At 34.8% G+C, this 25950-nt stretch carries 21 protein-coding genes; 2 read left to right on the top strand and 19 right to left on the bottom strand.

The genetic code is table 11. From position 1 onward, the window contains the following. Positions 1–1674: 1674 nt before the first annotated feature. From P767_RS0114885 to P767_RS17330, 5 genes are all read right to left on the bottom strand, one after another. Entirely contained in the window at positions 1675–2043 is a 369-nt protein-coding gene (locus P767_RS0114885; protein ID WP_157611565.1) for a hypothetical protein, read from the bottom strand. A 302-nt stretch (positions 2044–2345) separates the two neighbouring features. After that, positions 2346–3227: a WG repeat-containing protein gene (locus P767_RS0114880; protein WP_026752532.1), complete on the bottom strand. Its 882-nt coding sequence runs from the start codon at positions 3225–3227 to the stop codon at positions 2346–2348. Between the two features lie 211 nt (positions 3228–3438). After that, complete coding sequence (locus tag P767_RS0114875; RefSeq protein ID WP_026765168.1) at positions 3439–4314, bottom strand: HAEPLYID family protein; 876 nt, start codon at positions 4312–4314, stop codon at positions 3439–3441. Between the two features lie 284 nt (positions 4315–4598). Next, entirely contained in the window at positions 4599–5504 is a 906-nt protein-coding gene (locus P767_RS0114865; RefSeq protein ID WP_026765167.1) for a hypothetical protein, read from the bottom strand. Positions 5505–5740: 236 nt separating this feature from the next. Then, positions 5741–6622 (bottom strand): DUF5694 domain-containing protein, encoded by an 882-nt coding sequence (locus P767_RS17330; RefSeq protein WP_051417387.1) that lies wholly within the window; start codon positions 6620–6622, stop codon positions 5741–5743. Between the two features lie 526 nt (positions 6623–7148). On the opposite strand from P767_RS17330, the gene P767_RS17325 reads away from it, so the two are divergent. Together P767_RS17325 and P767_RS0114850 are read left to right on the top strand one after the other, a co-directional pair. Beyond that, positions 7149–7826, top strand: coding sequence for a sensor histidine kinase (locus tag P767_RS17325; RefSeq protein WP_172637558.1), 678 nt, complete (start codon positions 7149–7151; stop codon positions 7824–7826). Next, the gene (locus P767_RS0114850) at positions 7820–8527 is read left to right on the top strand and encodes a LytR/AlgR family response regulator transcription factor (RefSeq protein WP_026765166.1); all 708 of its coding nucleotides are present in this window, start codon (positions 7820–7822) and stop codon (positions 8525–8527) included. The genes P767_RS17325 and P767_RS0114850 overlap by 7 nt, the downstream gene beginning before the upstream one ends. 210 nt (positions 8528–8737) lie before the next feature. Here P767_RS0114850 and P767_RS0114845 read toward each other — a convergent pair whose 3' ends face one another. The 14 genes from P767_RS0114845 to P767_RS0114775 form a co-directional block, all read right to left on the bottom strand. Beyond that, the gene (locus P767_RS0114845; protein ID WP_026765165.1) at positions 8738–9442 is read right to left on the bottom strand and encodes an endonuclease/exonuclease/phosphatase family protein; all 705 of its coding nucleotides are present in this window, start codon (positions 9440–9442) and stop codon (positions 8738–8740) included. 137 nt (positions 9443–9579) lie between these two features. Then, entirely contained in the window at positions 9580–10803 is a 1224-nt protein-coding gene (ltrA, locus tag P767_RS0114840) for a group II intron reverse transcriptase/maturase (protein ID WP_026765157.1), read from the bottom strand. Positions 10804–11835: 1032 nt separating this feature from the next. After that, on the bottom strand, positions 11836–12687 hold the full coding sequence (locus P767_RS0114830) for a GNAT family N-acetyltransferase (protein WP_026765164.1): 852 nt from the start codon (positions 12685–12687) through the stop codon (positions 11836–11838). 188 nt (positions 12688–12875) lie between these two features. Further along, complete coding sequence (locus P767_RS0114825) at positions 12876–14462, bottom strand: ABC-F family ATP-binding cassette domain-containing protein (RefSeq protein WP_026765163.1); 1587 nt, start codon at positions 14460–14462, stop codon at positions 12876–12878. Positions 14463–14745: 283 nt separating this feature from the next. Next, positions 14746–15528 carry a lincosamide nucleotidyltransferase Lnu(H) gene (lnu(H), locus tag P767_RS0114820; RefSeq protein ID WP_026765162.1) on the bottom strand — a complete coding sequence of 261 codons (783 nt, stop codon included), beginning with the start codon at positions 15526–15528 and terminating at the stop codon, positions 14746–14748. 324 nt (positions 15529–15852) lie between these two features. Further along, a complete protein-coding gene (locus tag P767_RS0114815) occupies positions 15853–16389 on the bottom strand; it encodes a hypothetical protein (protein ID WP_037351954.1) in 537 nt (178 codons plus the stop codon). Next, on the bottom strand, positions 16386–16877 hold the full coding sequence (locus P767_RS18215; RefSeq protein ID WP_051417385.1) for a hypothetical protein: 492 nt from the start codon (positions 16875–16877) through the stop codon (positions 16386–16388). The genes P767_RS0114815 and P767_RS18215 overlap by 4 nt, the downstream gene beginning before the upstream one ends. Further along, positions 16874–17119: a hypothetical protein gene (locus P767_RS0114805; protein ID WP_026765159.1), complete on the bottom strand. Its 246-nt coding sequence runs from the start codon at positions 17117–17119 to the stop codon at positions 16874–16876. Before P767_RS0114805 ends, P767_RS18215 begins: the two co-directional genes overlap by 4 nt. Before the next feature lie 2 nt (positions 17120–17121). After that, positions 17122–17637, bottom strand: coding sequence for a hypothetical protein (locus P767_RS0114800; RefSeq protein WP_026765158.1), 516 nt, complete (start codon positions 17635–17637; stop codon positions 17122–17124). Between the two features lie 192 nt (positions 17638–17829). Beyond that, positions 17830–19053: a group II intron reverse transcriptase/maturase gene (ltrA, locus tag P767_RS0114795; RefSeq protein WP_026765157.1), complete on the bottom strand. Its 1224-nt coding sequence runs from the start codon at positions 19051–19053 to the stop codon at positions 17830–17832. An 815-nt stretch (positions 19054–19868) separates the two neighbouring features. Continuing rightward, positions 19869–22430 (bottom strand): DEAD/DEAH box helicase family protein, encoded by a 2562-nt coding sequence (locus P767_RS0114790; RefSeq protein ID WP_026765156.1) that lies wholly within the window; start codon positions 22428–22430, stop codon positions 19869–19871. A gap of 5 nt (positions 22431–22435) precedes the next feature. Next, positions 22436–24424 (bottom strand): DNA methyltransferase, encoded by a 1989-nt coding sequence (locus P767_RS0114785; RefSeq protein WP_026765155.1) that lies wholly within the window; start codon positions 24422–24424, stop codon positions 22436–22438. Beyond that, positions 24421–25380: a 5'-nucleotidase gene (locus P767_RS0114780; RefSeq protein ID WP_026765154.1), complete on the bottom strand. Its 960-nt coding sequence runs from the start codon at positions 25378–25380 to the stop codon at positions 24421–24423. The genes P767_RS0114785 and P767_RS0114780 overlap by 4 nt, the downstream gene beginning before the upstream one ends. Continuing rightward, complete coding sequence (locus P767_RS0114775) at positions 25380–25715, bottom strand: helix-turn-helix domain-containing protein (protein ID WP_216593243.1); 336 nt, start codon at positions 25713–25715, stop codon at positions 25380–25382. The genes P767_RS0114780 and P767_RS0114775 overlap by 1 nt, the downstream gene beginning before the upstream one ends. Positions 25716–25950: the final 235 nt, after the last annotated feature.

Below are 25950 nucleotides of genomic sequence, written 5' to 3'. Positions count from 1 at the left end.
TCTGGTATCCATTACACTCTATTCGTAAACACAAACGTAACTGCTTACTTTCGACATCGCTATTGCCCTTACGAGGCTTCATCATTGGTTCACTTGCGTTCAGCTCTTGTATTACGCACCTACAGAAATCATCGTTCCTGTTTTTCTTTATCGCTCACTACAAAATCGTTTCCAATTATTGCAGCATAAAGTGGTTTGAAAACTACTCCAGAAAGTCGTCTTCGGAAGACCATAATTTCTCGCTATTATCAGAGAAATTCTTCCATCTGTTTTACAGCATTTAAACATTAATCTCAATAATGTTTAATTCAAGTCACACACGTTCGAGGCTTAACGCAGGTTGGGAATAGTTGTTACTACTGCTGGCTTGGCCACTAAAAAACTCGATTAGCTGAAAGCCAAATTACTGAAGTTGATTAGCACCACCAAAGCTGATGGGCCATTGATGAAGCCCAAATTGCGTAAAGCCTATTGTTATAAGCTGCTCATTGAATTTATATTAATCGCTCTAAAGAAATTGTTAGAGACTCCAATAATAATACTGCTATATTGTTTGGCCTTGTTCAATAGCTGGTTTGATTAAAACCACCTTGAAAAATCATTCGCTCTTTTGCCCAAGTTAACCAAACCAACAGCCAGGATCTACGCTGCAGCTGAGTAGCTGATAACGTCCGTGGCTTTACGCTGGTTGGATAATCTGTGTTCCTACTGCTGGCTTGGCCACTATAGACTCGATTAGTTAAAGCCAAATTACTGAAGCCCATTTGAAATACCAAAGCTGATGGGCCATTGCTGGAAGCCCAACTGGCGTAAAGCCTTTTGTTGGCAGAAGTATTCACTTATTCAATAATAATAGTCTTTACTTCTTCTCTCGCAATTAAATTCCGTAGGAATATTAAAAATTATATTCTAGAATAAGATTAATAAAGATAAGTCTTGAAAAGACATAGCTTCCTCGCCTAAAAATATTCACATCGCCGCAATGGGAATCTAATAAAGATAAGTAACCCTATAAGAGCAAAATCATTCTATTTTTTACGATTAGACTTAATTTAGAAAATTTATAAATTATCTATTTCGTGTCTTTGATATTTTTTATTGCGAGGTTTAAAGATTTCTTGGATATGTTTCCAATTAAATGGAATCATCATAAACAACGACATCCAAGTTGCATGTAAAATGTTAGACTTCCACGAATGCCTTTCGTCAAAAATGAATTGATCTGCAAGCAACCTCATGATTAGCCAAAAAGAGAAATTCAAAAAAAAAGATAAAACCAACCCTTTTAAAGGTGGCAAATCATTAAACAACTTGTTATATTTATTTGTAATCATTATCGAATAATAATTTCTCATTTAATATTTTCAGTCTATCACATTTGTAAAATTAAGAATTTAAAAATGTATTTCTGCCAACGTCCGTGGCTTTACGCTGGTTGGATAATCCGTGTTACTACTGCTGGCTTGGCCACTACTAACGCGATTAGCTAAAGCCAAATTACTGAAGCTCATTTGAAATCCCAAAGCTGATGGGCCATTGCTGAAAGCCCAACTAGAGTAAAGCCTTTTGTTGTGCACCGTTAAATTCTTCGCTTATATAAATTATAAAATTTCGACTAAACGAGAGGGAATAATTACTTGATCTGCAAAGACTAATTGCAATTATCCCTTAAACTCAATTTTTTGGGGGCTGATAACTTTTCGCTTTACTTTTTAAAAATTCAGTTATAGCCATTTTTGATTGAAAAGTAGAGTCTGGTGAAATACACGGCATTTTATCCAAATTCATGGAATATAGATCGAAGCCATTGCCAAGATTCCTATCATATACGCCTTTATTATCTATAATCAAAGTAGGCATTTGATTTTTAGAAATAAATGGCTTCTTCAGTGAATTATTATTAGTCTTAATTCTAATTAAAGTATCTGTAACTGCTCCCATATTAAACTTCTGCAAATCATTAGGAACTTTTGAAACAGGTAATTGAGAAAAGCTGTTGCTAGAGGCGAAGAATAGAAATATAGCTAATAGTATTAATCGCATAACTAAAATTTTAATCATTTAAATTTAATCAATTTACTCTGTAATCTTTCAACAGCTTTGTTAATAGTGCAGATTCTAGTTTCATTAAATAGTTATGGTGCACAACGGGCAGGGCTTTATGCAGGTTGGGAATTAGAATTCCGTCTGCCGATAACCGCTGCTGATTGAAAATATAAAGTTGAATTTAAGAACTAAAGTTCAAATTTGTTTGTCCTGCCCGAACCACAGCTTGGATTTGCAATTGGTTGAAGTTTGTTGGTCATGCCCGACTTGCATAAAACCCAATGTTAGCAGACGTTTTTCTACCATTTATAAGAATAGATTTCGTCCTTTTGATTTTTCCGTTTCAATAGAACAAACTCTTTTCGTAGTTCTATTGCATCATATACTGGCTCTTTAACGATATCTCCATCAATGTTGATTAGTCCTATTTTGCCCCTGTCCCTAATAATAAAATAACGCCAGTGCTGTGAAGATTTCACTTCCTCATAGGTTATAGGCACGATGGTTTGATTGCTTGCATTGATGACACCAAACTTGTTTCCCTTCTTTACTATTTGATAAAGCTGTTCTCCCATTGAATAATGTCTTGTTGTTTCAACAAAAGCAATGTCTTTGTCTAAAATGATTGTCTCTTCTGGATTTTTGATGTTTAGGATTAGAGGTTGAGCATCCTTTACTGCGAAGATTTTGTAGCCGTCAATTGTGTAAAACCTGTAAATTGCTGGCAGTATATTTTCACCGTTGAAGTTGTAAACGCCATTTAAGTTCTTGTCATTCTTAGTTATATAAAAGCTATCATTTTCTGTTGAAGAAACACTTTTGTATTGAACAGGCAATATAGTTTTGCCGTCGCCATCAGATAAGCCAAAAACTGAACTTGGTGTCCACAGAAGAAATCGATTGTTACCCCTTGGTAGAATAAATTGATATTTAATTGGAATGATTAGTTTGTTGTTGGTGGTAAGTAAACCTTGTAAACCCTTTTTACGTACTATCAATCTACTGTTCTGGTACTCGATAAAATCATAATCAAAAGGAACAATAGTTTTATTCAAGGTATCAGTTAACCCATATTTACCATTCTTAACTTTCAATAATCTGTTTTCTTCAATTCTGTTCTGCTGGGAGAAGGTTTGTCCAGCAAGAGCGATGGTAAGTATGCTTAATAAAATAAGTTTCACTTTAAGGATTTAAAATGTCTGCTAACGTTCAAGGCTTTGTGCAGGTTGGGATTTCGAGTTCCGTCTGCTGGTAAACGTCAGCCTAATAGTTATTCTTAGTTCAAAATTAGTGATTTGCTCAATAGCGTTCCGTCACGCTGGAACAAAAGTTTAATAGTAGCACAAATGTTCAGGTTTATTCCGTCAAGCCCAACTTGCACAAAACCGCTTGTTAGTGGTAGTGCTTTTTGTGTCCTGGTTCGTAGATTAGTCTTAAAAATGTACTTAGCCTTTCATTTTTTCTGTCCACTGGAATCCCTGTCACAATCCCTATCAATAAGTTGTCTGCTATTCCAACTCTCATTTGTGGTCTTATTGTCATACTAAATTCGCCTTTATTTACCTCCTTATTGAACTCAATTCCTAAAAAATTTCTTGTACCGTCAATCATGTAGTGAAAACTTGAATTTATTTGCCAATTAGTATTTATGGAATTGTTAGAAAAATTTTGAATGAATTGTGGCCCTGTATAAAGTAAAATATGAAAGTTGTCACCCCATCTTTTGGCTGTTATGAAAAAGGGATTGTATACGTTTCCCGTAAATGTTCGTCCTTTACCGTAGTTTTTAAAGTCTGTGAGTTCAAATTCGTGTATGTAGCCAACAGCCATTGAAGTTTTTAATTTTTCCGATACAAAAAAAGAATACTGTCCTGCAATTTTAAAACTATTTAATTTACTATTTGGTGCTGCAATCCCATTTTGAGTCGGATAATATATTGAAAAAGGTAGCTCTACTTCTAAACCTAATCTATCAATAGGTGCCCATTCATATTCAACTAATGCTGTGTACTTATCAAATGTTTGATTGTCTGTTAAACCAAGCCCAATGTTCCATTCCTTTTCTCCTTTTCTCGCTCCAAGGTCACGAATTAAGTCTATGTACAGAGGTTCAGCGTGCAGAACTTTATCAGGTTTGTTTCTACCTTCAACTTCTTGAATAAAAAGACTATCCAATTTATCTTTTCTTGTTTTAGTACTGTCAGTAATTTGTGCTTTGAGGCTAGTAAATGCAATTACAATTAAAAGGGTCAAAACAGTTTGTCTCATATATTTAATGTGCTATTTTAAACCAGTCAAATTTACAATTAATTGGTTATTAGAGTTTGTCATTTAGCATTACCACTAACGGGCAGGGCTTTATGCAGGGTGGGCAATAGCATTCCGTCCGCCCAGACAACAGCTGCCGATTGAAATTATGATGTTGAAGTTAAGTACAAATGCTCAAAGTTGCTGGTCCAGCCCGAACCACAGCCTGGATTTGCAATTTGCTGATGTTTGCTGGTCATGCCCAACTTGCATAAAACCCAATGTTGCCTGCTGGCATATTAGAGTTATCTTGGAAAAAGTGAAAAGTCAATTTCCTCTTGAGTTGCTGTTCGCCATTCTATGTTATTTTGCTTCATCTCACCAACTCTTCCCGTTGATACTGAAAACGTGTCACCGTTAATTTCTAATAATTTAAAGCGTATAACTTTTTCAAATTTAAGATAACGGTCTACAACATTAGGATGTATAGCAAAGTTTGAGCTAAATGCTTTATTCGCAAAACTTGGATAAATAATGAAATCTTTCCAGGCTGTCCCGTACAGCAACTCATTTGAAATCCACGATGTAATTGGATAAGGTTGTTTCTCTGTCAAATATAGGTCTGCAATAAAGTCCAATGCCTCATGAAAGAAATTTGCTTTTTGCATTGCAACCTTATCAATATTTTTATTTGCAAATGAATAGATGTCCTCTGCTAAGACATACCACTCGTTTCCTTTATCAAGCTGTCTTGGAAGTAAAACTCCAGATTTCATTTCTCTATCCGTTATTCCTTGCCAAAAACTTAAGTAGCCGATGTCACCAACTTTTGGCTTGCTCTCCATAATTGCTGTCAATGCACAATTGGTTGAATAAAAAACACTTTTATATTTTATGTTAGCTCTCCCGTTTTCTTTGCAGAATTGAGGAAGCGGATAGGAATATGTTTGTACAAGGTTCAAATCCTCAATGTCGGTATTTACATTTAGTCTTACACGATAAAATTTAAATGAATTGAACTTTTCGGGGGCATACTTTCCAATCAAAGAGGGGATTACTGATAAATATTTAAAAATTGCTTCACCAATTTGCTTTTTGTCAAGCCCTGAAAAGTCAAGGCTTTTCAACTCTTGAAGTTTCTTTTTGAAGTCATCAAGACTTGAATATTCATAAAAGTCTTTATCGGTAATTATTTCGTTCGTTGTTGTCACACTTTAAATAATTTGGGTGTCTCGGAATGCTTGCAGGCAACGAACAGGGCTTTATGCAGGTTGGGAAATAGAATTCCGTCTGCCCGAAATCGCTGCTGATTGAAATTATAATGTTGAAGTTAAGAACTAAAGTTCAGCGATGTACGTCCTGCCCGAACAAAAGCTGAACAGAATTACAAAAGCTGATTGTTTTTCCGTCTGCCCAACTTTCATAAAACCCAATGTTAGCAGTAGTGCTATTTACTCTTCAATACATCCCCAAATTTCACTACTTGATACTCTGGGGAACATTCAAACAACCATTTTAAAATAGCTATATGACCAGCACCAAATAATATCAAAATCCTATCGTCACCTGTAGTTTTGATGCGTTGTATGTTTCTAAAAATTCTCAAGTTCCTATTCATCCAAAACATTGAGAGAGCATCAGGGCCTTCATCTTCAATGGAAGTAAATTGTCCCCCAGCAATATAAGCTCCGAAATACCTGTTTAGTACTTTATCGGAATTCAAATATTTAAAACTCTCTAACAAAGTGTTGTTCAGTTCATACTTGTCTTGATAGTCGTAAAATTTTTTGTATCTACTGTGTGTACTGTCGCTGCCCCCAAAATAATGCCGCTTGGTTATGAAATCTATGTAAGGAGTGCTTTTAAAAGATGTGTCATAAAGAAGATCCATTAATAAAGCTCCATCATCAACACCATAAACGGTATCCAGTTTTAATTTGTCCATTAAGCGAATACCGATCTGACTTCTTTCACTTGCATATAATTTTGCTTTCCCGGCTTTCCATTCTTTAAGGTTGTGGGTCAAATAGCCGGTAATAGCACCCGATTCCAGCATAATCTTTGTTGGCTTAAATGCTGCAATATAATTTATAAGTTTTGCCAGTTCCTTTTGTCTTTCTTCAGAATAAATATTGATGCGGTCTTTTTCTTTGGTTACATTGGCATCTAAACCGGGATAATCAAAATGCCAAGAACCAACCAATAATACTTTAGGTACTTTTTTATTTTTCTGCAATATTTTATCAGGGTCAATTTGGCAAAACCCTTTTTTATTAAAAGAAAAAATTGCTATGCAGGTAACAACAATTAAAATAGTACAGTTTTTCATTTTACTTTTATTTCAAAAGTACCTGCCAATAAATGTAGCATTAAATTTATTCTGCGAAACCGTTCTATTTGTCTGCAAATAGTTTGCAGATAAAATCGAATAGTTTGCAGACGTTACAGCCGTTTATAAACTAATTTAAAAGTATTCTATAGCTTATTCTGTAAGTTTGCTTATGCGATTTAAGTTTACCCAGTTGCTTCTTTATTTTTTACTCTTTAGTTTTATCTGGAGTATTTCTTTAGAAGCAAATACTGGTAGCTTAATCACATATTTTTCCGGCATTTTCAAAAATGCTGCTTCTTTTGGGTTGAAAATCACCACAACTGTATCTTTTTTTTTGTATGCCTTGGTTTCCTATTTTTTTCTTTGGTATTATTCTAAACCAAAAAAACAGGTAGCAGCATTTTTATTAATATTGCTTTGTATTCCGCTGGTTATATTATTCCGGTATTTTTTAGAAGAAATGATTTGTCCTGTCATTTTTGGGTTTCAAAATTATTACCCAGGTACTCATTTGTATTATTATATGCAGGACAATAAATTTTTTTCCATCCCATATACTGCTTTTGGTATTGTTTTTTATTTTTTACAAAGCAATCAATATAAAGATGTAGAAAAAAATGAGCTTGCTTTAAAAAATCGTCAGGCTGAATTAGAGTATTTAAAATCTCAGGTAAATCCTCATTTTTTATTCAATAACTTAAACAGTATTTATTCACTTATTTACCATAAGTCGGATAAAGCACTCAAAGCAGTTGAACAGCTTTCTGCACTGCTTCGATATATGCTTTACGAAAAAAATAAGGAAGTATTACTTACAGAAGATGTTACCTGCCTTAAAAGTTATATAGAACTGCAAAAACTTCGGTTTGATTATGAGCTGCCTTTGGTTGTAAATATCGATAACCAGGTTGGAAATGAGAAAATTGCTCCCTTATTACTAATTCCACTGGTTGAAAATGCTTTTAAACATGGAGATTTTAAACATCCTGAATCCCCGCTAATTATTGAATTACTCAGTATAAAAAGTGAATTGAGTTTTATAATAGAAAATAAAAAAGGTCAACATCAAAAAGATCAACTTTCCGGAATTGGGATTGCCAATTTAAAAAGGCGATTGGAGCTCATTTACCCCAAAAGATATTATTTTAATATAGAAGAAAGTGATGTTTCCTATAAAACAACCCTTAAAATTAAATGGTAAAAAAAGTCATTAGATGTATTATTATTGATGATGAACCTTTGTCGGTTAAGCTTTTGGAAAGTTATACCGATAGCTGTAGTGATACCCTTTTGTTACAGAAATTCACTAACCCTGTAGAGGCATTACATTTTTTAGAAAACAATATACCAGACCTGATTTTGCTGGATGTGCAGATGCCCGAATTAAATGGAATTCAGTTTATAAAAATTTTACAAAAAAAGTGTTTAATTGTATTGATAACTGCCTACCCGCAATATGCAGTAAATGCTTTTGACTTGGATGTTGTTGATTATTTGCTAAAGCCCATTGTTTATGAAAGATTTCTGCAAGCAATTAGCAAGGTAAAAGACCAGTTAGCTTCACAAAAACATATAGTGGAACCTAAAGACACCCTGGATTATTTTTTTGTAAAAAGCGAATACAAAATGCAGAAGGTTTATTTTAAGGACGTGGTATACTTAGAAGGCCTTAGAGATTATGTCGCTTTACATACTAAACAATTTAAGCTTTTAACCTTACAAAGTATGAAAAGTTTTGAGCAAAATTTACCTTCTAATTTTGTCAGAGTCCATAAGTCTTATATTGTCAATACAGATGATATTACAAGTTTTAATAGTAATACTATTGTATTAGGCAAAATAGTCATTCCAATAGGTTCAGTTTATGCACAAAATGTAAAAGGAAAATTTAAACAACTATAATTCATTCTACTCTGTCGGTAAGCATTACTGCTAACGTCCCAGGCTTTTCGCTGTTTGGATAATCTGTGATCCTATTGCTGGCTTGGTCACTACTGACGCGATAAGCTAAAGCCAAATTACTACAGTTGATTAGCAATACCAAAAGATGAATGGCCAAAAGTGGAAGCCCAAATTGCGCAAAGCCTTATGTTGTGTGTTCGCCCTTTTTGCTTAGTTAAAGTCAACAATTAAAGGTTTATGGTCGCTGTATTTTGTCCAAGCATCATAAGTTCCAATTTCTACATTTTTAACTTTGTCGATAAGGTTCTGTGATACAAAGCAATAATCAATATGATAAGGTCTGTCAAATTTTCTATGCATAAAAAGAGTACTATCTCTTTCCTTGCCTTGAGCCTGATTATGATAATGATGATAAGTACTAAAGATGCTTTTAGAATTTAAAAGTTCTACAAGATTCGAATGATTGTAAATACGTTTGGGTTTGTCCCAAATTGTGTTGCTATTGAAGTCACCTGCAAGAATTATGTTATCTCCTTTGAGTATATTACTATAATAATGTACAGCATTCCAAACTTGTTCTGTATAACAGTCATGGTGTTCAGGTTTCTGAGCCCAAATAGCGAAAAGTGTCCAACTTAAATTCCCGCTATGAATTTTAAGAGGTAAAATATATTTGAACTCTGGGTTGTGGTCAAGCAGTTTGATTTTTAGTCCGCCGTAAGAAAAAACAGCGAGTCCTTTGTTTTGATTGTGTCCGAACCAATATGTATCTGTCGGCTTTGGTAGATCTCCTTTAAAAATTATTTTATCTGGATGCTCGCATTCTTGGATAATTAGAATGTCTGGCTGATACTGCAAAATGAATTCAGCTTTGTTCCTAAATGCCATGTTACAGTTCCATGTAATGATTCTCATGTTTTGGAGTATTCAAATACGGTGACACACAATCGAGTCACGCAAGGGATTTTCACCCTTACGTTCTCACGGAACCGTGCTTGATAGTCTCCCATCACACGGCTCTTCTTGTTTATAAATCACAAGTTAATTATAACTTACGGATGTGCCACTTGCCAGTGTGGGAATAAATAAGGGTTGAGTTTGTATTGTATTTGCAACCATTTAACTGCTGCTCTTACCCCCAAATCCTTTTCCCATTTAACCCATTTTAATAGTCTCGCATTTAATTGTTTCCAGACATAGTTCATATGACCACTTGAGAACTTATGAAAGTAATTCATGATTCCCCGTATTTGTGGTGTTAAATATTGGGCTATAGTTACAAGTGGTTTTCGCCGCTTGTGTATATTCCAATCTTTAAACTTTTCCAGTAAACTAGTCCTGGATTTAGTACTTATGAAGATGCTTGGAACAATCAAAACCTTTTCTTTAAACTTTACACAATTGGGGCGTATAGTGAATCCTAAAAAGTCAAAGCCTTTGGGGTATTTCTTTTCTGAATACCCTCTCAGATTGACTATTCTTGTTTTGTAAGGGTGTAAGGTTAGTTTACACTTCTCCATTCTCTGCTTGATTTTGTTAAGCACAAATATTGCTTGTTTCTCCGTCTTGCAATGAACTACTATATCGTCTGCATATCGTTCAAATGGCTTCTCGGGATGCTCCTTTGCCATCCATCCATCAAATACTACATGTAGAAAAATATTTGCTAATAACGGACTAATTACTCCACCTTGTGGTGTACCCAACACAGTTCTTGTGGCTTTGCCATCCTGCTCTATTATTCCCGCTTTTAACCATCTCTCTACATACAAATGTACCCATTTATCTTTGCAGAAATGTGCAACCGCATTCATTAATAGTTCATGGTTAATGGTATCGAAGAAGCCTTGTATGTCAATGTCTATCACAAAATCGTGATTAAAACAATTACTGTTGGCTTTTGCAACAGCATCGTGACAGCTTCGATTGGGTCGATATCCGTATGACCCCTCATGAAAAACGGGTTCCACCTGCAATTCTAAATGTTGCTTGACAACTTGTTGTGCTATGCGGTCCATGATAGTCGGAATGCCTAAACTTCTTATTCCACCATCTTTCTTTGCAATAGCAACTTGGCGAACAGGTACTGGAAAATACGATCCTGAAGAAAGTCTGTTCCATAGCTTGTATAATAATCTATATGCATTCTTGTCTACATATCCCCATGTCATACCATCTATGCCAGCACTCCCGTGATTGGCTCTTACTTTCTTGTAAGCCTGCCACACCATTAACTTGGTAATTGGTTGTGATTTTGTCTCAAAATAATCTGTCATCCCATTCCTGGTTGTAAATTGGTTTTGATAACTAAACAAGCTTAATCCTTCGCTCCACTTAGTTTCTTAAGTTTCCTCACTACTATGATTAAGTCTGCCGCCATTGCTTCGCCTCATCCAAAAGCGTTTGTTCCTCTTTCGATTTTACAAAACAACAATGACTTCACTTGTTCCATAAAACAGCCTATAATACAGTCCTGCCAACTTAACCCCGGATGCCGTGTAACCTATAATCTGGTATCCATTACACTCTATTCGTAAACACAAACGTAACTGCTTACTTTCGACATCGCTATTGCCCTTACGAGGCTTCATCATTGGTTCACTTGCGTTCAGCTCTTGTATTACGCACCTACAGAAATCATCGTTCCTGTTTTTCTTTATCGCTCACTACAAAATCGTTTCCAATTATTGCAGCATAAAGTGGTTTGAAAACTACTCCAGAAAGTCGTCTTCGGAAGACCATAATTTCTCGCTATTATCAGAGAAATTCTTCCATCTGTTTTACAGCATTTAAACATTAATCTCAATAATGTTTAATTCAAGTCACACACGTTCGAGGCTTAACGCAGGTTGGGAATAGTTGTTACTACTGCTGGCTTGGCCACTAAAAAACTCGATTAGCTGAAAGCCAAATTACTGAAGTTGATTAGCACTACCAAAGCTGATGGGCCATTGATGAAGCCCAAATTGCGTAAAGCCTTTTGTTATAAGCTGCTCATTGAATTTATATTAATCGCTCTAAAGAAATTGTTAGAGACTCCAATAATAATACTGCTATATTGTTTGGCCTTGTTCAATAGCTGATTTGATTAAAACCACCTTGAAAAATCATTCGCTCTTTTGCCCAAGTTAACCAAACCTACAGCCAGGATCTGCGCTGCAGCTGAGTAGCTGATAACGGTTTCGGGCTTGGCGAAGGTGGCGATTTTCACCACAAATGTTGATGCGGAGAACCAAACTTTGATTAACCACAAATGTGTCTGCGGAGCACTGAACCGCCACTTTTGCCAAACCCGTGTTATATGCCGTTTATATATCTTTAATCATCTCAAACTGTCTACCTGTTATCTCAATATTTTTTGTCTTTAAAAAATCTACAATTGAACTACAGGCAATATCTGTGTTTATTAGTTTTGTTTTAGTATTCTTATTGAGTTTGCTAACTTCTTGAAGCAATAACGAAGCAATACCTTTCCTTCTGTGAGCTTTGTCAACAGCAATTTGAGTGATATCTCCAGAATTAGGCTCAAAAATGCAATATCCTATTATTTTTTTGCCTTCAAATACGCCTAAATTTATAAAGTCTTCTCTCATTCTATTAATTGATTCAAAACTATTCTGCCAAGAAGGAGAAAAATCCCAAAAATCAGAAATTGAATCATATTGATTACTATCAAATAGTTCTATTTGATAGCGTGTTCCAGTGTTTTTAATTTCATCCTTAATTTCTTCATTTTTCCAAACGAAATAATTTAACTCACGAGTAACTTTAAAACCGATTTTTCGATAAATGGAAACAGCTTTCGTATTATGTTGCAAAACTTCTAACAGATAATGTTTGATATTGGCCTCTTTTAAAAACGGTATTGAGTAGTCAAATATTTTTGTGGCTAAACCTTGACCCCTATAATTTTTAAGTGTCCCTGTCCCGGTGTCGTAAGCCATTTTTGTTCCGTAAAAGTTTCCAATTCCATTCAAGGTAAATGCCACAATATTTTCTTCCTCAAATGCTGCAAAGGATAAATCCGGATCAAAGCCACGCCTTTTGCACAGAGTTATGAGTTCGTTGGCGTTTATTTGCATTTCATAGTCGGCAAATGCCTTACTAAATGCTACAAATATTGTTTCAAAGTCTATTTTTCCAAGTGATTTTATTTCCATTTACAATACTTTTTCATTTCTATTGTGGGTTTGCGCCAAATGGCATATAACGGTTCTCGGCTTTGCGTAGTGGCGGATTTTCAGCACAAATGTTGATGCGAAGCACGAACTTCAAATTTAGCAAAAAGTTTCATACGAAGCACTAAACCCGCCATTACGCAAAACCGATGTTATCTGCTGTACTTCTGTCAGAGTTGAATTGTCAGGTTTATTTTTGTCTGCTCCAAAAAAGTTTCATCGTGGGAAACGACAATCAATGTTCCTTCGTATTCGTTAATTGCTAATGTCAATATTTCTATGTTTTGAATGTCTAAATTATTTGTTGGTTCGTCCAATATAATGAGGTCAGGCGATTGATTGCCGATGGTTAAACAACAAAGCATTAAACGCATTTTTTCGCCACCACTTAGTGCATTGCAAGTTTTATCCCAATCGTCTTTACCGAACAAAAAACGGTTGAGCCTTATTTTAATTTCGTGTTCTTGCAATGCAGTCGTATTGAACTGTTGAGCTTGTTCGTAAACTTTTAATCGGTTGTCAATAAGCGAATAATCTTGGTCAATGTAAACAGATTTATTTTCTGCTCTATAAACTGTTCCTATTTGTGGTTCTAATTTTCCTAAAATTATTTTGATTAAAGTTGTCTTTCCCGAACCATTCAAACCTCTCAAAGCAAGACGTTCGCCACTTGTAATTTGAAAAGTAAAATTGTCTTTCCAAAGCAATTGATTGTTGTAACTGCAATTAATTTCAGTTGCATTAAATAATATTTTGCCTTTGTGTAAATTAGAATTATCAAAGCCAAATTTCATTTTATCAATGTCGGGCAAAGTGGAACGCAATTCTTGTAACTCTTGCGAAATTCCACCAATTTTTTCAGCGTGAACGCCTTTCATTTTTGACGTACTATTTTCAGCATTGTTTCGCAAGGTGTTCATCATTATTTTGGCAACGCCTGCTTTTTCTTGCTTGGCTTTTCCTCTGCTGTCCAATTTATGTTGTCGCTCTGCTGTTTCCCGCTCTTTTTCTTTGGCTTTTCGCAACGCTTTTTCCTTGCTTTGCAAATCCTGATTTAAAGCGTTCTTTTCGATTAGTTTTTGTTCGGAATAAAATTCATAATTGCCACCATAAACTTTAATGCCGTGTTTGCTCAACTCGCAAACGGTGTTCAACAAGTACAATAATTTTCGGTCGTGACTTACTACAATTATAGTGCTTTTCGTAGTTTGAATAAAATCATATAAAAGTTGTCTGCCTGTAACGTCTAAATGATTACTTGGCTCGTCTAGCAATACCAATTCGGGTTGATGAATAGAAATACCAGCCAAAAAAACCTTCGTTTTTTGTCCACCGCTTAATGTTTCCATTTTTTGCGATAAGTCCAAATTATTAAGTTGCCAATAGTTTAGAGCTTCGGTACAACGGTCTTCAATCGTCCAATCGTCATTCAACACATTGAAATTATCTTCGGAAGTATTTCCATTCAAAATTTCTTTCAGGGCGTTCAATTTATCTTCAATTCGTAACGCCTGTGCAACGGTTAAATGATTGTATTGCCCAAAAATTTGTGGCACGTAATAAGGTTCTGCCAGCGAATTTATTAGTCCATCAACAGGCTGTAATTCCTTTGCAATAATTTTCAGTAAAGTAGATTTACCTGAACCGTTATTACCAATTAAGGCTATTTTTTCTTGTCGATTTACTGTTAGATTGATAGCGTCAAACAACAGATTTTTGTTGGAATGTGTGTATGAAATGTTTTGTAAAATAAGCATTATTTCTTTCTTTAAAGATTACGAAATAGTCTAACCACTTTGTGGCTCAACGTCTTTAATTGTCTGAAAGAAATTTTATTTTACATTTTTGTCGTTTAGATTTTGGTCTGCAAATATAGGAATTATTTCCTGCGTTTATTCGGTCTTCCAGTATAGCAGATAACGTTTTGGGTATTGCCGAAGGCGGGGAAATCGAAGCGATTCACTGTCAACCAAGCAGAAACTTTGGTAGAAGCACAAACTTTGAATTTAGCACATTAACCCCGCTTTTGGCAATACCTTGTTAGCGGTAGTTTTTTCTTATTTCATGTAGGATTTCTTTCATTTTTGGTTCAATATTTAGTTCGTCAAATAGTTTTTCCGATAAATTTAATGAGTTTTCAAAAGCTAAAATTATATTTTTAGGATTTAAATCCGATGTTACTGTTTTATACGCAAAATACCAAGTCGTATCAATATCCTTTTCAAGACTTTTAGTTGGACTTTCCCAATGTTGGGTTTTGTTTGTTCTTGCTCTAATAAGCCAAAGCAAATATTTCTGAACATTTGATAAACTATGATGAGCATGAGCAAATTCTTCTCGCTTAATTAAGTTGCTTGTTGTCAGTATAACATTCAGTAATGATTGACTTAACCACAAGATGTTTTCATTTGTTATTCTTTCGGGCGATTTCGTTTTGATTTGATTTAGTGTTTTCGTTAAATGTCCGTCTTTGTCGATTAGGTTCATTTGGTCAAAATCGCTAAATGCAACAATTCCGTCCCAAGATTTGATAATTTCAATTTCCTCCGTTTTTAAAAAATGAAATTCGCCTCTGACCATATTCTCAAAAATAGCAACTTCGCTTCCATATTCATTTGTAAAATATAATGCCACAGGATGAATTTGATTTACCCATTTTTCTGCTGAGAAATTTTCTTTATTTTTTACAAAGATGTAAAATTCGATGTCAGAATATTTGTCTCCTTCGTTTTTGGTAAATGAACCATACATAAAAACAGCGGAAATATTTTCGTCTTGTTGAGCTATAGATTTTGTTTTGTTAATCATTTGTAACTGTGTCATTTTTTCTAATTTTTAAAAGTTAATAATAGGAAATTCCATTACTTTTTGAAAGCAATGAAAAGGTTTAAGTTTATATATTTTGAACAGTTACTTATAGCTTCATCGGATTATATTTTTTTATGTTCAACATTCTGTTTGGTAAAATTACCGCTAACGTCCGTGGCTTTACGCTGGTTGGATAATCCGTGTTACTACTGCTGGCTTGGCCACTAAAGACTCGATTTATTAAAGCCAAATTACTGAAGCTCATTTGAAATACCAAAGCTGATAGGCCATTGCTTAACCTCCAACTTGCGTAAAGCCTTTTGTTATGTGCTGGCGGTATTAATATTTGATTTTTTCGTCTTTATTATATTCTTTGTCAAGTTCGTAGATAATCCTATCCGAAAGTTCAAAGTTGATTTGCTTCTCCTCGCAGATATTTTTTAGTTTTTCCAAATACTCTAGATAAAGAACTATTTGTGATTCGATTGAACCGAAATATTTAGGCATATTTTCTCCGTATATAAATCTAAAAACTCTCTGGTCAATGATTTGATAGAGTTTCGGATTTTTAAATCGCAAAATTGTAGAAGCCATTGGGAGTTGTATTCCTTTCGTTATTAATAACTGTTCTAAGATTTGTTTTGTTAAGCTTGTATTTAGAATTTCATCATCTTTTCTAATTGTATTTAATAACAAAAGAGTATCAATCTCTAATTCAGTATATCGATTTACTTTCCACAATACAATTTCATTAATTATTTCTTGGTTAAAATCAGATGAAATGGAGTCAAGTTTTTTCGTTAGTACAAGTTGAAAGCTATATTTTTCGTTTTTCAAATATTCATCAGTAATGTCTATGTCATTAATAGTTTTCATAGGCTTACTTCATTTTCATTAATGCCATTTATATTCATTATTGAGAAGATTGTTTCTTCAGCTTTTTTGCAAAGTGTAACTAATATTTGAACATTTTGATCTTCAAGGTCTTCAAAGTGAGAAAGCACAAAACCATATTCATCTCCAATATCAAAAGCATTTTCTAAATGTTTAATTTCCCCAGACATTGCTAAGTTTACTATTTGAGTGAAAATCATATCTCTTGCTTCGATAAGATTTTCAATAGTTTCTATTATTTGTTTTCTTCGTTCGCTCATTTTATAAATCGTCTGAAATTTTATTGGAGTGGTCAAACCCGCTTGCCCATAACGGTTTGGCGCTTGGCGAAGAAGCGGATTTCGAAGCACTAAACTGTCAACCCAGCACAAAAGTTGATACGAGGTAGAATGGTCAATTAACCACTGAACCCGCTTTTTTGCCAAACGCCTGTTAGCGGTTTGTGCTTCTTGTCGTTCAGTTGTTGTCATACGAAAATCTTCAACGTAAAAGTATTATTTGTCTGGTCGAGAAGTTGTAAAACGGAATAATCTCCAAGTCCTAATCCGAAATGTAAATAATTCTCTACAAGTTCTCTTTCACTGTCTGAAGCAGTCATTGAACCTGTGTTTTTAACTGCTAATTGTTCAGTTGAATTGTCAGGTTGCAACTCAACAGTCACAACCATATTATGTAGGTCAATTTTTTGTTTTGATTTTATTGAGTGTTTCATATTTAATTTTTTTCGTCAAGAACGTAAAAGTAAAAATTGTTTGTCCCAGGTTCTGTTGCGTTGACGTGAACGACTTTTACATTTTCAAACTTGTTACTGACGAACTTAACCATAAGTTGATTGGGAACTCTATTACCACCTAAAGCACCAACTGAACCACGAAAACCAAAAGGCTCTAATGAAGCCGAGTCGTAAGTCGTCTCTTCGGAATTAATGTGTGCAAAAATTCCACCGCCAGCGTCTTCAACGTCAACTTTTACTTTCTTGTCAGCTTTGTAATGAGTTGCGGTAATTGTAAATGCGTGGTGTCCCTTTGTCGGGTGATAAATTTTGTAAATGGTTACATAATTTTCTCCAACTGTTTTGTATTCTCTTGTGTATTTGAATGAAATGTAATCGTCTGAATTAAGAACATACTGATAGCCAGTATATTTTGTCTGTGAATAAGCATTTGTTAAGAATACAGTCAGCAGAACCGTAAAAATTGTTTTGGTTAAGATTGAAATTGTCTTTGTCATTTTTGTTTGTTTTTCTTTATGCCTACTCTGGTCGGTTTTCGGCTTCCCCGTTGTCGGTCTGCTGTGTTGTCATAGCATAACCGCTAATCGAGTCACGCAAGGGATTTTCACCCTTACGTTCTCACGGAACCGTGCTTGATAGTCTCCCATCACACGGCTCTTCTTGTTTATAAATCACAAGTTAATTATAACTTACGGATGTGCCACTTGCCAGTGTGGGAATAAATAAGGGTTGAGTTTGTATTGTATTTGCAACCATTTAACTGCTGCTCTTACCCCCAAATCCTTTTCCCATTTAACCCATTTTAATAGTCTCGCATTTAATTGTTTCCAGACATAGTTCATATGACCACTTGAGAACTTATGAAAGTAATTCATGATTCCCCGTATTTGTGGTGTTAAATATTGGGCTATAGTTACAAGTGGTTTTCGCCGCTTGTGTATATTCCAATCTTTAAACTTTTCCAGTAAACTAGTCCTGGATTTAGTACTTATGAAGATGCTTGGAACAATCAAAACCTTTTCTTTAAACTTTACACAATTGGGGCGTATAGTGAATCCTAAAAAGTCAAAGCCTTTGGGGTATTTCTTTTCTGAATACCCTCTCAGATTGACTATTCTTGTTTTGTAAGGGTGTAAGGTTAGTTTACACTTCTCCATTCTCTGCTTGATTTTGTTAAGCACAAATATTGCTTGTTTCTCCGTCTTGCAATGAACTACTATATCGTCTGCATATCGTTCAAATGGCTTCTCGGGATGCTCCTTTGCCATCCATCCATCAAATACTACATGTAGAAAAATATTTGCTAATAACGGACTAATTACTCCACCTTGTGGTGTACCCAACACAGTTCTTGTGGCTTTGCCATCCTGCTCTATTATTCCCGCTTTTAACCATCTCTCTACATACAAATGTACCCATTTATCTTTGCAGAAATGTGCAACCGCATTCATTAATAGTTCATGGTTAATGGTATCGAAGAAGCCTTGTATGTCAATGTCTATCACAAAATCGTGATTAAAACAATTACTGTTGGCTTTTGCAACAGCATCGTGACAGCTTCGATTGGGTCGATATCCGTATGACCCCTCATGAAAAACGGGTTCCACCTGCAATTCTAAATGTTGCTTGACAACTTGTTGTGCTATGCGGTCCATGATAGTCGGAATGCCTAAACTTCTTATTCCACCATCTTTCTTTGCAATAGCAACTTGGCGAACAGGTACTGGAAAATACGATCCTGAAGAAAGTCTGTTCCATAGCTTGTATAATAATCTATATGCATTCTTGTCTACATATCCCCATGTCATACCATCTATGCCAGCACTCCCGTGATTGGCTCTTACTTTCTTGTAAGCCTGCCACACCATTAACTTGGTAATTGGTTGTGATTTTGTCTCAAAATAATCTGTCATCCCATTCCTGGTTGTAAATTGGTTTTGATAACTAAACAAGCTTAATCCTTCGCTCCACTTAGTTTCTTAAGTTTCCTCACTACTATGATTAAGTCTGCCGCCATTGCTTCGCCTCATCCAAAAGCGTTTGTTCCTCTTTCGATTTTACAAAACAACAATGACTTCACTTGTTCCATAAAACAGCCTATAATACAGTCCTGCCAACTTAACCCCGGATGCCGTGTAACCTATAATCTGGTATCCATTACACTCTATTCGTAAACACAAACGTAACTGCTTACTTTCGACATCGCTATTGCCCTTACGAGGCTTCATCATTGGTTCACTTGCGTTCAGCTCTTGTATTACGCACCTACAGAAATCATCGTTCCTGTTTTTCTTTATCGCTCACTACAAAATCGTTTCCAATTATTGCAGCATAAAGTGGTTTGAAAACTACTCCAGAAAGTCGTCTTCGGAAGACCATAATTTCTCGCTATTATCAGAGAAATTCTTCCATCTGTTTTACAGCATTTAAACATTAATCTCAATAATGTTTAATTCAAGTCACACACGTTTTGCGGCTTTGCGAAGAAGCGGATTTCGGAGCACAAAACTGTCAACATACCACAATATTTGATGCGAGGCAGAATGTTCAATTAACCACTGAACCCGCTTTTTTGCAAAACCGCTGTTAGCACTTCGCCCTTCTTTTCTGTCGTGGTTGTTCGTTGTCATTTCGTGTGTCGTGGTGCGTTGGCTTGTTAGCTCTTTTGCATTTTTTTGTTTGGCTTTTGCGTTGGCAAAAAATGCAAATGTGCTACCAAAAACGTGGGCTATATTTTTAATGTGTCCTCCAATGTCTTTTTGAATTCGTTTTCGTTTGCATAGTTGTAGAAAGGTACACCAGTAATTACATAATTGTCTGTGTCAATTTTGATGATCTTTTCTTCTTCTCTGATTTGCTTTAAAAATTCTTCTTTCCATTTGTCGTTGGCAATTAAGTGAGCACCTTTTGGCTCAATGAAAACTTGATAAGTCAACTCTTTACCCTTTTTCTGCTTGCAGAATAAAACAAAGTCAGGTTCAAATGCTCTGCCTAATTTGTCAATGATTTTAATTTCTCTTTCGTTACGGATTAAGTAAATGTTAGTGAACTTTTCCTTTAGTCCTTCAAAGCGTCTTTGAAACAATTCAACAAATTTTTTCTCTTCGCTTGTTCCGTAGTTGGCATTGTAAACATACCAAGGTTCATTGGCAACAAAAGCTTCTTGTCCGTCTGCTCTCTCGCTGTCTTTGTAAACTTTGATTTCTTTGTCTTTGAACACTTTGTGAACATATTCTTTGATGTAGTCCGAACCTTCAAATTCTGTCAAGTTTGAATTTATTTCAGATTCTATACTTTGTAAAAGTCCTTGAATGGCAAGTAAATAATCGTTATTTGTTATGTCTGTAAGTCTTGTTTTTGAGCCATTAAAAGTAATTTCTAACCCTCCTAAATAGTCTGTGTTTTCAATGAAATTTGATAGCGAACCAACATTAGGAAAATACCTTTCTAAGCTGTCAAAGTAGAAATATGGATTTTGAGCCAATGCAAAACGGATGATATGTTTTGGAATAGCTGAAACTTTAATATCTTTGCTTTCTGTCTTTTCGGTTGTAGCTTCTTCCTCTTTACTAAATGCACTTGAAATTCTACCTGAACCCGATGAAAGTGTAAAAGAAAAATTCCGTTTTGAAAATCCTAAGTCTGCAAACGATTTTACATTGTTGTAGCTTTTCTCAACTTTCTTGTTGTAAACAACCTTACCAGTCTTGTAAAATTCAGTTTCTTTAAAGTCAAGTTTTAAAGTAAGTTGCTTTGTTACTAATTTATCCTCGTCCTCGTAAATTCCTGATTCAACAAGGGCTTTTTTCAATTCAGAAATATATCGACTGTCCTCTTTTGTGTGATAATAAAGTTCTTCAAGTATTTTTAAATCGTTGGCTTGGTCATCGTCATATTTTCTTGTGTATTTGTCTTGTCCTTCTTCCAATGCAAAGGGGAAATATCTTGCACCTCGTCCAATTAATTGGGCTTCTGCAAGTGTTGTTGCACCTACGGTAGTATTTGTTCCTCCTGTGTTCTGACCTTCATACAAACGAACAATATCATATAGATTTAAAACGTCCCAACCTTCGTTTAATTTTTGCACTGCAAAAACGGCACGAATCGGATTGTTCTCATCTTCCAAAGTGTTTAACAGAAGTTGATTTTTCTCTGCTTCTTCATCATTATTTGCACTTATACAATTTTCAAAACGGAAATTCGATTTTATTCTTCTTGAAATTTCGGCTGATGAAATATTGATTGAATCAAAAAAGTTGAACGCTTTTTGAACTATTGAAACTGTTGCAGTATTTCTTATTTGGTCAATTAATTGGGCTGACATTAAATCAATGAGATTGTGAAAATCTACTTTGTTTTGTTCAGATTCTTTAATTGTCTTTTTAGCTTTGAATAGAATTACAGGCTTTAAATTGATGTTGTTTGTTGTTGCCAATTCTTGACGATACAAGTTTAAAATCAATGCTTGTATTATTCTTTCTTGCTGGTCAAAGCCTGACCTTATAAGATTAATTTCTTTTGAATATTTATCAATTCTAAATTGAGCAAGGTCGTATTTGAAAATTACCTTGTCCTGATATTTTTTTAAAATTTCTGCATTATCGTAGTCAAGCGTAGCGGTAAATTCTAAAAGTATGTTGTCGAAATTCTGTTTTAGAATTTCAATTACAGTTCCTTCCCAACTGCCAAATAAATCAGCGTTGCTTTTTGTTGCAGAACTTAAATGGTGTGCTTCATCTGCTATTAGCACCATTTTTTTGTCTTTGAAATCTTCGTAAGTAACGATGTTTTCTTTGGTATTATTTAAGTCAATGTGAAGTTGCTGAATAGTCGTGAATTTGATGTTAATGTTTTTATCATCTGCACTTTCAAAAGTATCTGTTTCCTTTATGTAAACTTCTTTTCCGTCAATTACTATTTTGTCGTTGAACAAATATTTTGAAGCCTGTGGATTCAAAAAGTTGTCTTTTGTTTTTTTGATGATGTTGTTTGAGTTTACAAAAAACAAAAAGTTTCTAAAACCTTTTTCATACAAGTAAAGCATCAAACCAGCCATTACTACAGTCTTTCCGCTACCTGTTGCCATATTATACAACAAGTGAAAGGGCTTTTTAGGTCTGCCTTCAAAATCTTCGTTATGGCAAAGTATGTAACGCTGAAACGATTCTATTTGATAAGGTCGTTGACCAAACCCATTTTTAAGATTGTCGGTTATATAATTGGGAACAGGAACACGGGCAATTTCTCTTTTACCAAATTCCTGCACCAATGTGTCGTGTAAAAAACTCATTATGCTTATTTTTTAAGTTGGTAAAAGTCTTGTGTTACTTTCTTTTCTTCTGCTGAAACAGCAAAATCTTTATCGTTCAATGAAGAAAGATTTACATACAATTGGTTTTTGTCTAACAACTCAACCAAATGTTGCTTTTGTTCTTCTAATGACAATGCTTTAAATTCTTCAATGTGTTCTTCTTGTTTTTGTAAGTCCACATTATAGTTGAGGAAAGATTTAGCTTTCATTTCTGCCCAAATTTTCAATATTGCTTTTGAGTCTTTAGCAACTTCAATTTGTTCAATGAAATTTTGATTGTATTTTTTAAGTTCTAAGTAAACAAACTCACCGCCACCTTTCCAATTTACCGCTTTTGAAATTCCAGTGGCATCACCAGCAATTACGTTTTTCATTCTCGTAACGCTGTCATTGTCGCCATAATTTAGTTGCTCTAAACCAATATATTGTCTATTAAGTTTGTGCGCAACGGCTGTGGTTGTTCCACTACCTAAATGATAATCAAGCACAATATCATTCTCATTAGTTGCCAATTCAATTATTTGTTTTATTAGCTTTTCTGGCTTTTTACCATTTTTCAGCTTCACACCACCTTCATTTGCGATACCAGCCCAAGAAATGTGATTCCAAAAATCAGTCAAAAGTTCTGTAACTTCCATTTTGCCATCTAACTCTTGCATTTTATTAGAATAAAAAGCTAAAGCACCACCTTTATACAAATACATTGTGCTTCCATCTTCTCTCTGATATTCAATTACCTTTTCTTCATTCTTAGATTTTGCCATTAGTTCCTTGAGCTTTTCAGTAGGCTTATGAGGGTCACGGACACTAACAACATTTGAAGCATTTTTATAGGCAAAATCTTCTATCATCACTTTTATAATGCTACTCCATAAGTCACCATACTTTTTCTTTGCTTCTGCCTCACTAGCGAAACCAGCATCACTAATTACCTTTTCTTTGAGTGGTGTAAATTTCCATTTGCTAACATTGTCATCCTTGTCAAGATAAAGATTGTAGTTGGCATTATAGCTTACTGGCACATAACCTTTTTTAAACTCAAATTTCGATTTGTTTTTTGTGTAAAACAGGATGTATTCAGTAACGTCAATTGGGCCAGGATTTACAGTTTTAAAACCTGCTGGTGAAGCTGTTTTTATTGCTATTATTTGGACTTTATTTTCTTTACCGAACACTTCATCAAGTAACACATTTAAGTAACCTAATTGATGATGGTCAATGTGAACATAAATTGCCCCTTTTTCACTTAATAATGTTAGTGCAGCTTGAAGCCTATTTTTCATAAAAGTTAACCAAGTAGATTGGTTAAAAGAATCATTGTATTTGAAAGCATCGCTTCCAGTATTATATGGTGGGTCTATGTATATTAGTTTTACTTGTCCAGCAAATTCTTCTTTTAATGAATGAAGTGCTAAAAGATTGTTACCTTTTATTATTAGGTTGTCGGTAATTATTCCCTTTTCGTTTCGGTTAAACTTATCAAATGGCTTTTCTCCTTTTTCGGTGTAGCGTTTAGCATTGGTTAGAACCTTTGGTTCTAAAAGTTGGGTTATTTCGTCTTGTGCAAGTGTTTCATTAAAAAATATTTCTTCTCTTTTATCTTCTTCACGGCTTTGTCCACCTTCTAAAACGCAGTCTTTAAAAGGCCAAACTAAAGCAACTTCGTTGCGTTGCTTCAAATATTTTCCGTCAATGTTTAAACCAACTTTGTTTTTGTATGAAGTATAGCTGTCGTTCAAATAGTTTTTTTGCTCCAAGAACTGCACAAATAAAGATTGGTTGAAAACCAAAACACCTTTGATGTCAAGAAAGAATTTTGCTTTTAGTTCCTTGTTGTCAAGCAACAAGCCTATTAGTTCAGGATCATAATTCTGTGCTTTATTTATTACAACCCATTTCTTTAACTCTCCGTTGTCTGTAACGTAGTTGAGTTCTTTTTTAAGTTGCTTTTCAAGTGATTCGTATAACTTCATTTTCCGTCTTTTGCTTTAGTGAGTGTTACATTTCCATTTAGTTTCAGTAATGGAGAATCTGATGCGTAAGGCACTTTTCCAGATGGAACAACTTTAGAAGATTCAGTCAAATGAACTTCTTGGTCGTCAAAAAATATGTGTGCTCCAAATGCTTTTAAAACATTGTCTTTTGAAAGTCCGCCTAAAAAGTAGGCTTCGTCTACATAAACACCCCATTTGCGAAGTGTTTTGATAACTCTCATATGTGATGGAGCATTTCTAGCAGTAACAATTGCCAACCTCAAAGGAGAAAGTTCAATTGGTGGTGGCATTTCTTCTTGAATTTTTGAAAGTTTGATAAGCAATTTTGCAAAAGGACCTTCTGCCAAAGGTTCGTCTTGATATTCTTGCTCGTATTTGTGAAAAGCTTCAATACCTTCAGTTTTGTATCTGTGTTCTGATTCATCTGAAAACAAAACAGCATCAGCATCAAAGGCAATTTTAACTCTGTTATCAGTTGGTTTAAATTCAGTAGGTGGCTCGTAAATGTATGCAGCAGCCGACTTTTTAGAATCAATTACACTTTGAACATCTTTAAGGTCTTTACTTAAAAATAAGTCAATATCAAAAGCGTCAATATATGGAGCTAAAGGTTCGCCTCCACTAAACGCCATTCTTGTTATGTCCAAATTGTATTTGCCAACTGAGTTCATAATTCTTACACCTGTTTCTGGGCTGTTTCTCGACATTACAACAACTTCAACAATTCTTTTTTTAGCGTTTTCATTCAAGTGAAGCAAACTTTGAACTAGGTGAAATGCTGTTCCAGGTTCTAATGGTTCATCTTCGTGTTCAAGTTGATATTTTCTGAAACCTGAAATACCTTCGGTATTAAAAATTTCATTCTCCTTTTCAAGATTGAATAGTGCTCGGCTGGATACTCCAACTACTAATATGTCGGAAAAGTCTACTGGCATTATTTAGTTTTCTTTTTGTTGTATTTGATTTTCTCTTCTGCTACTTGCATTGCTTGTAATGCTAAATCTTCGTCTTGAACTTCGTAATATAGTTTGTCTGAAAGCCAAGCAATGATTACTTCATTCTTTTGGTCTTTGTAAAAGTTGGCAAGTGATTTTACTTGTTCCTTTGTCGGCATTCGTTTGTCTTGCTCAATTTTGCTCAAGATGGTTGGATCAAGTGAAAGTTTAGCTCCAACTTCTCTAAGCAATAGTCCTTTTGCTTCCCGTAATTCTCGTAATGTCGTCCCAATTGTTTTCAATGTGCTTTCTTTTGACTTGACAAATATTGGCAAATGTAAAAATTATTTTTTGAAAAAGGGTCAAAAGGTGCCTCCAAATTTTCAAAATTCCACTTGTCGGGTGGTGGGTGGGCTTTGGGTGTGGTTGGGCAAAATTAAATGTGGTGTTTTTGTGTCGGCAAGTGTATTGGCAAAACACCTCTTTTAATTTTGCGAAGCGTTGGCATTGTCTTCCTCTGTTTCTGTCGGTTTATTGATGGTCGTGTCGGTCTTTTAGGGTGAGTGCTAA

Source organism: Sediminibacterium salmoneum NBRC 103935, assembly GCF_000511175.1.
GTDB classification, from domain to species: Bacteria; Bacteroidota; Bacteroidia; order Chitinophagales; family Chitinophagaceae; genus Sediminibacterium; species Sediminibacterium salmoneum.
Note: the sequence above shows the minus strand (reverse complement) of the source record. Positions and strands in the feature narration are given on the sequence as shown.

Bases quoted from the DNA above. Each gene is read 5' to 3' on its own strand.
- P767_RS0114885 (WP_157611565.1), bottom strand. From the start codon at position 2,043: ATGCGATTAATACTATTAGCTATATTTCTATTCTTCGCCTCTAGCAAC.
- P767_RS0114875 (WP_026765168.1), bottom strand. From the start codon at position 4,314: ATGAGACAAACTGTTTTGACCCTTTTAATTGTAATTGCATTTACTAGC.
- P767_RS17330 (WP_051417387.1), bottom strand. From the start codon at position 6,622: ATGAAAAACTGTACTATTTTAATTGTTGTTACCTGCATAGCAATTTTT.
- P767_RS17325 (WP_172637558.1), top strand. From the start codon at position 7,149: ATGCAGGACAATAAATTTTTTTCCATCCCATATACTGCTTTTGGTATT.
- P767_RS0114850 (WP_026765166.1), top strand. From the start codon at position 7,820: ATGGTAAAAAAAGTCATTAGATGTATTATTATTGATGATGAACCTTTG.
- P767_RS0114845 (WP_026765165.1), bottom strand. From the start codon at position 9,442: ATGAGAATCATTACATGGAACTGTAACATGGCATTTAGGAACAAAGCT.
- ltrA (WP_026765157.1), bottom strand. From the start codon at position 10,803: ATGACAGATTATTTTGAGACAAAATCACAACCAATTACCAAGTTAATG.
- P767_RS0114830 (WP_026765164.1), bottom strand. From the start codon at position 12,687: ATGGAAATAAAATCACTTGGAAAAATAGACTTTGAAACAATATTTGTA.
- P767_RS0114825 (WP_026765163.1), bottom strand. From the start codon at position 14,462: ATGCTTATTTTACAAAACATTTCATACACACATTCCAACAAAAATCTG.
- P767_RS0114815 (WP_037351954.1), bottom strand. From the start codon at position 16,389: ATGAAAACTATTAATGACATAGACATTACTGATGAATATTTGAAAAAC.
- P767_RS18215 (WP_051417385.1), bottom strand. From the start codon at position 16,877: ATGACAACAACTGAACGACAAGAAGCACAAACCGCTAACAGGCGTTTG.
- P767_RS0114805 (WP_026765159.1), bottom strand. From the start codon at position 17,119: ATGAAACACTCAATAAAATCAAAACAAAAAATTGACCTACATAATATG.
- P767_RS0114800 (WP_026765158.1), bottom strand. From the start codon at position 17,637: ATGACAAAGACAATTTCAATCTTAACCAAAACAATTTTTACGGTTCTG.
- ltrA (WP_026765157.1), bottom strand. From the start codon at position 19,053: ATGACAGATTATTTTGAGACAAAATCACAACCAATTACCAAGTTAATG.
- P767_RS0114790 (WP_026765156.1), bottom strand. From the start codon at position 22,430: ATGAGTTTTTTACACGACACATTGGTGCAGGAATTTGGTAAAAGAGAA.
- P767_RS0114785 (WP_026765155.1), bottom strand. From the start codon at position 24,424: ATGAAGTTATACGAATCACTTGAAAAGCAACTTAAAAAAGAACTCAAC.
- P767_RS0114780 (WP_026765154.1), bottom strand. From the start codon at position 25,380: ATGCCAGTAGACTTTTCCGACATATTAGTAGTTGGAGTATCCAGCCGA.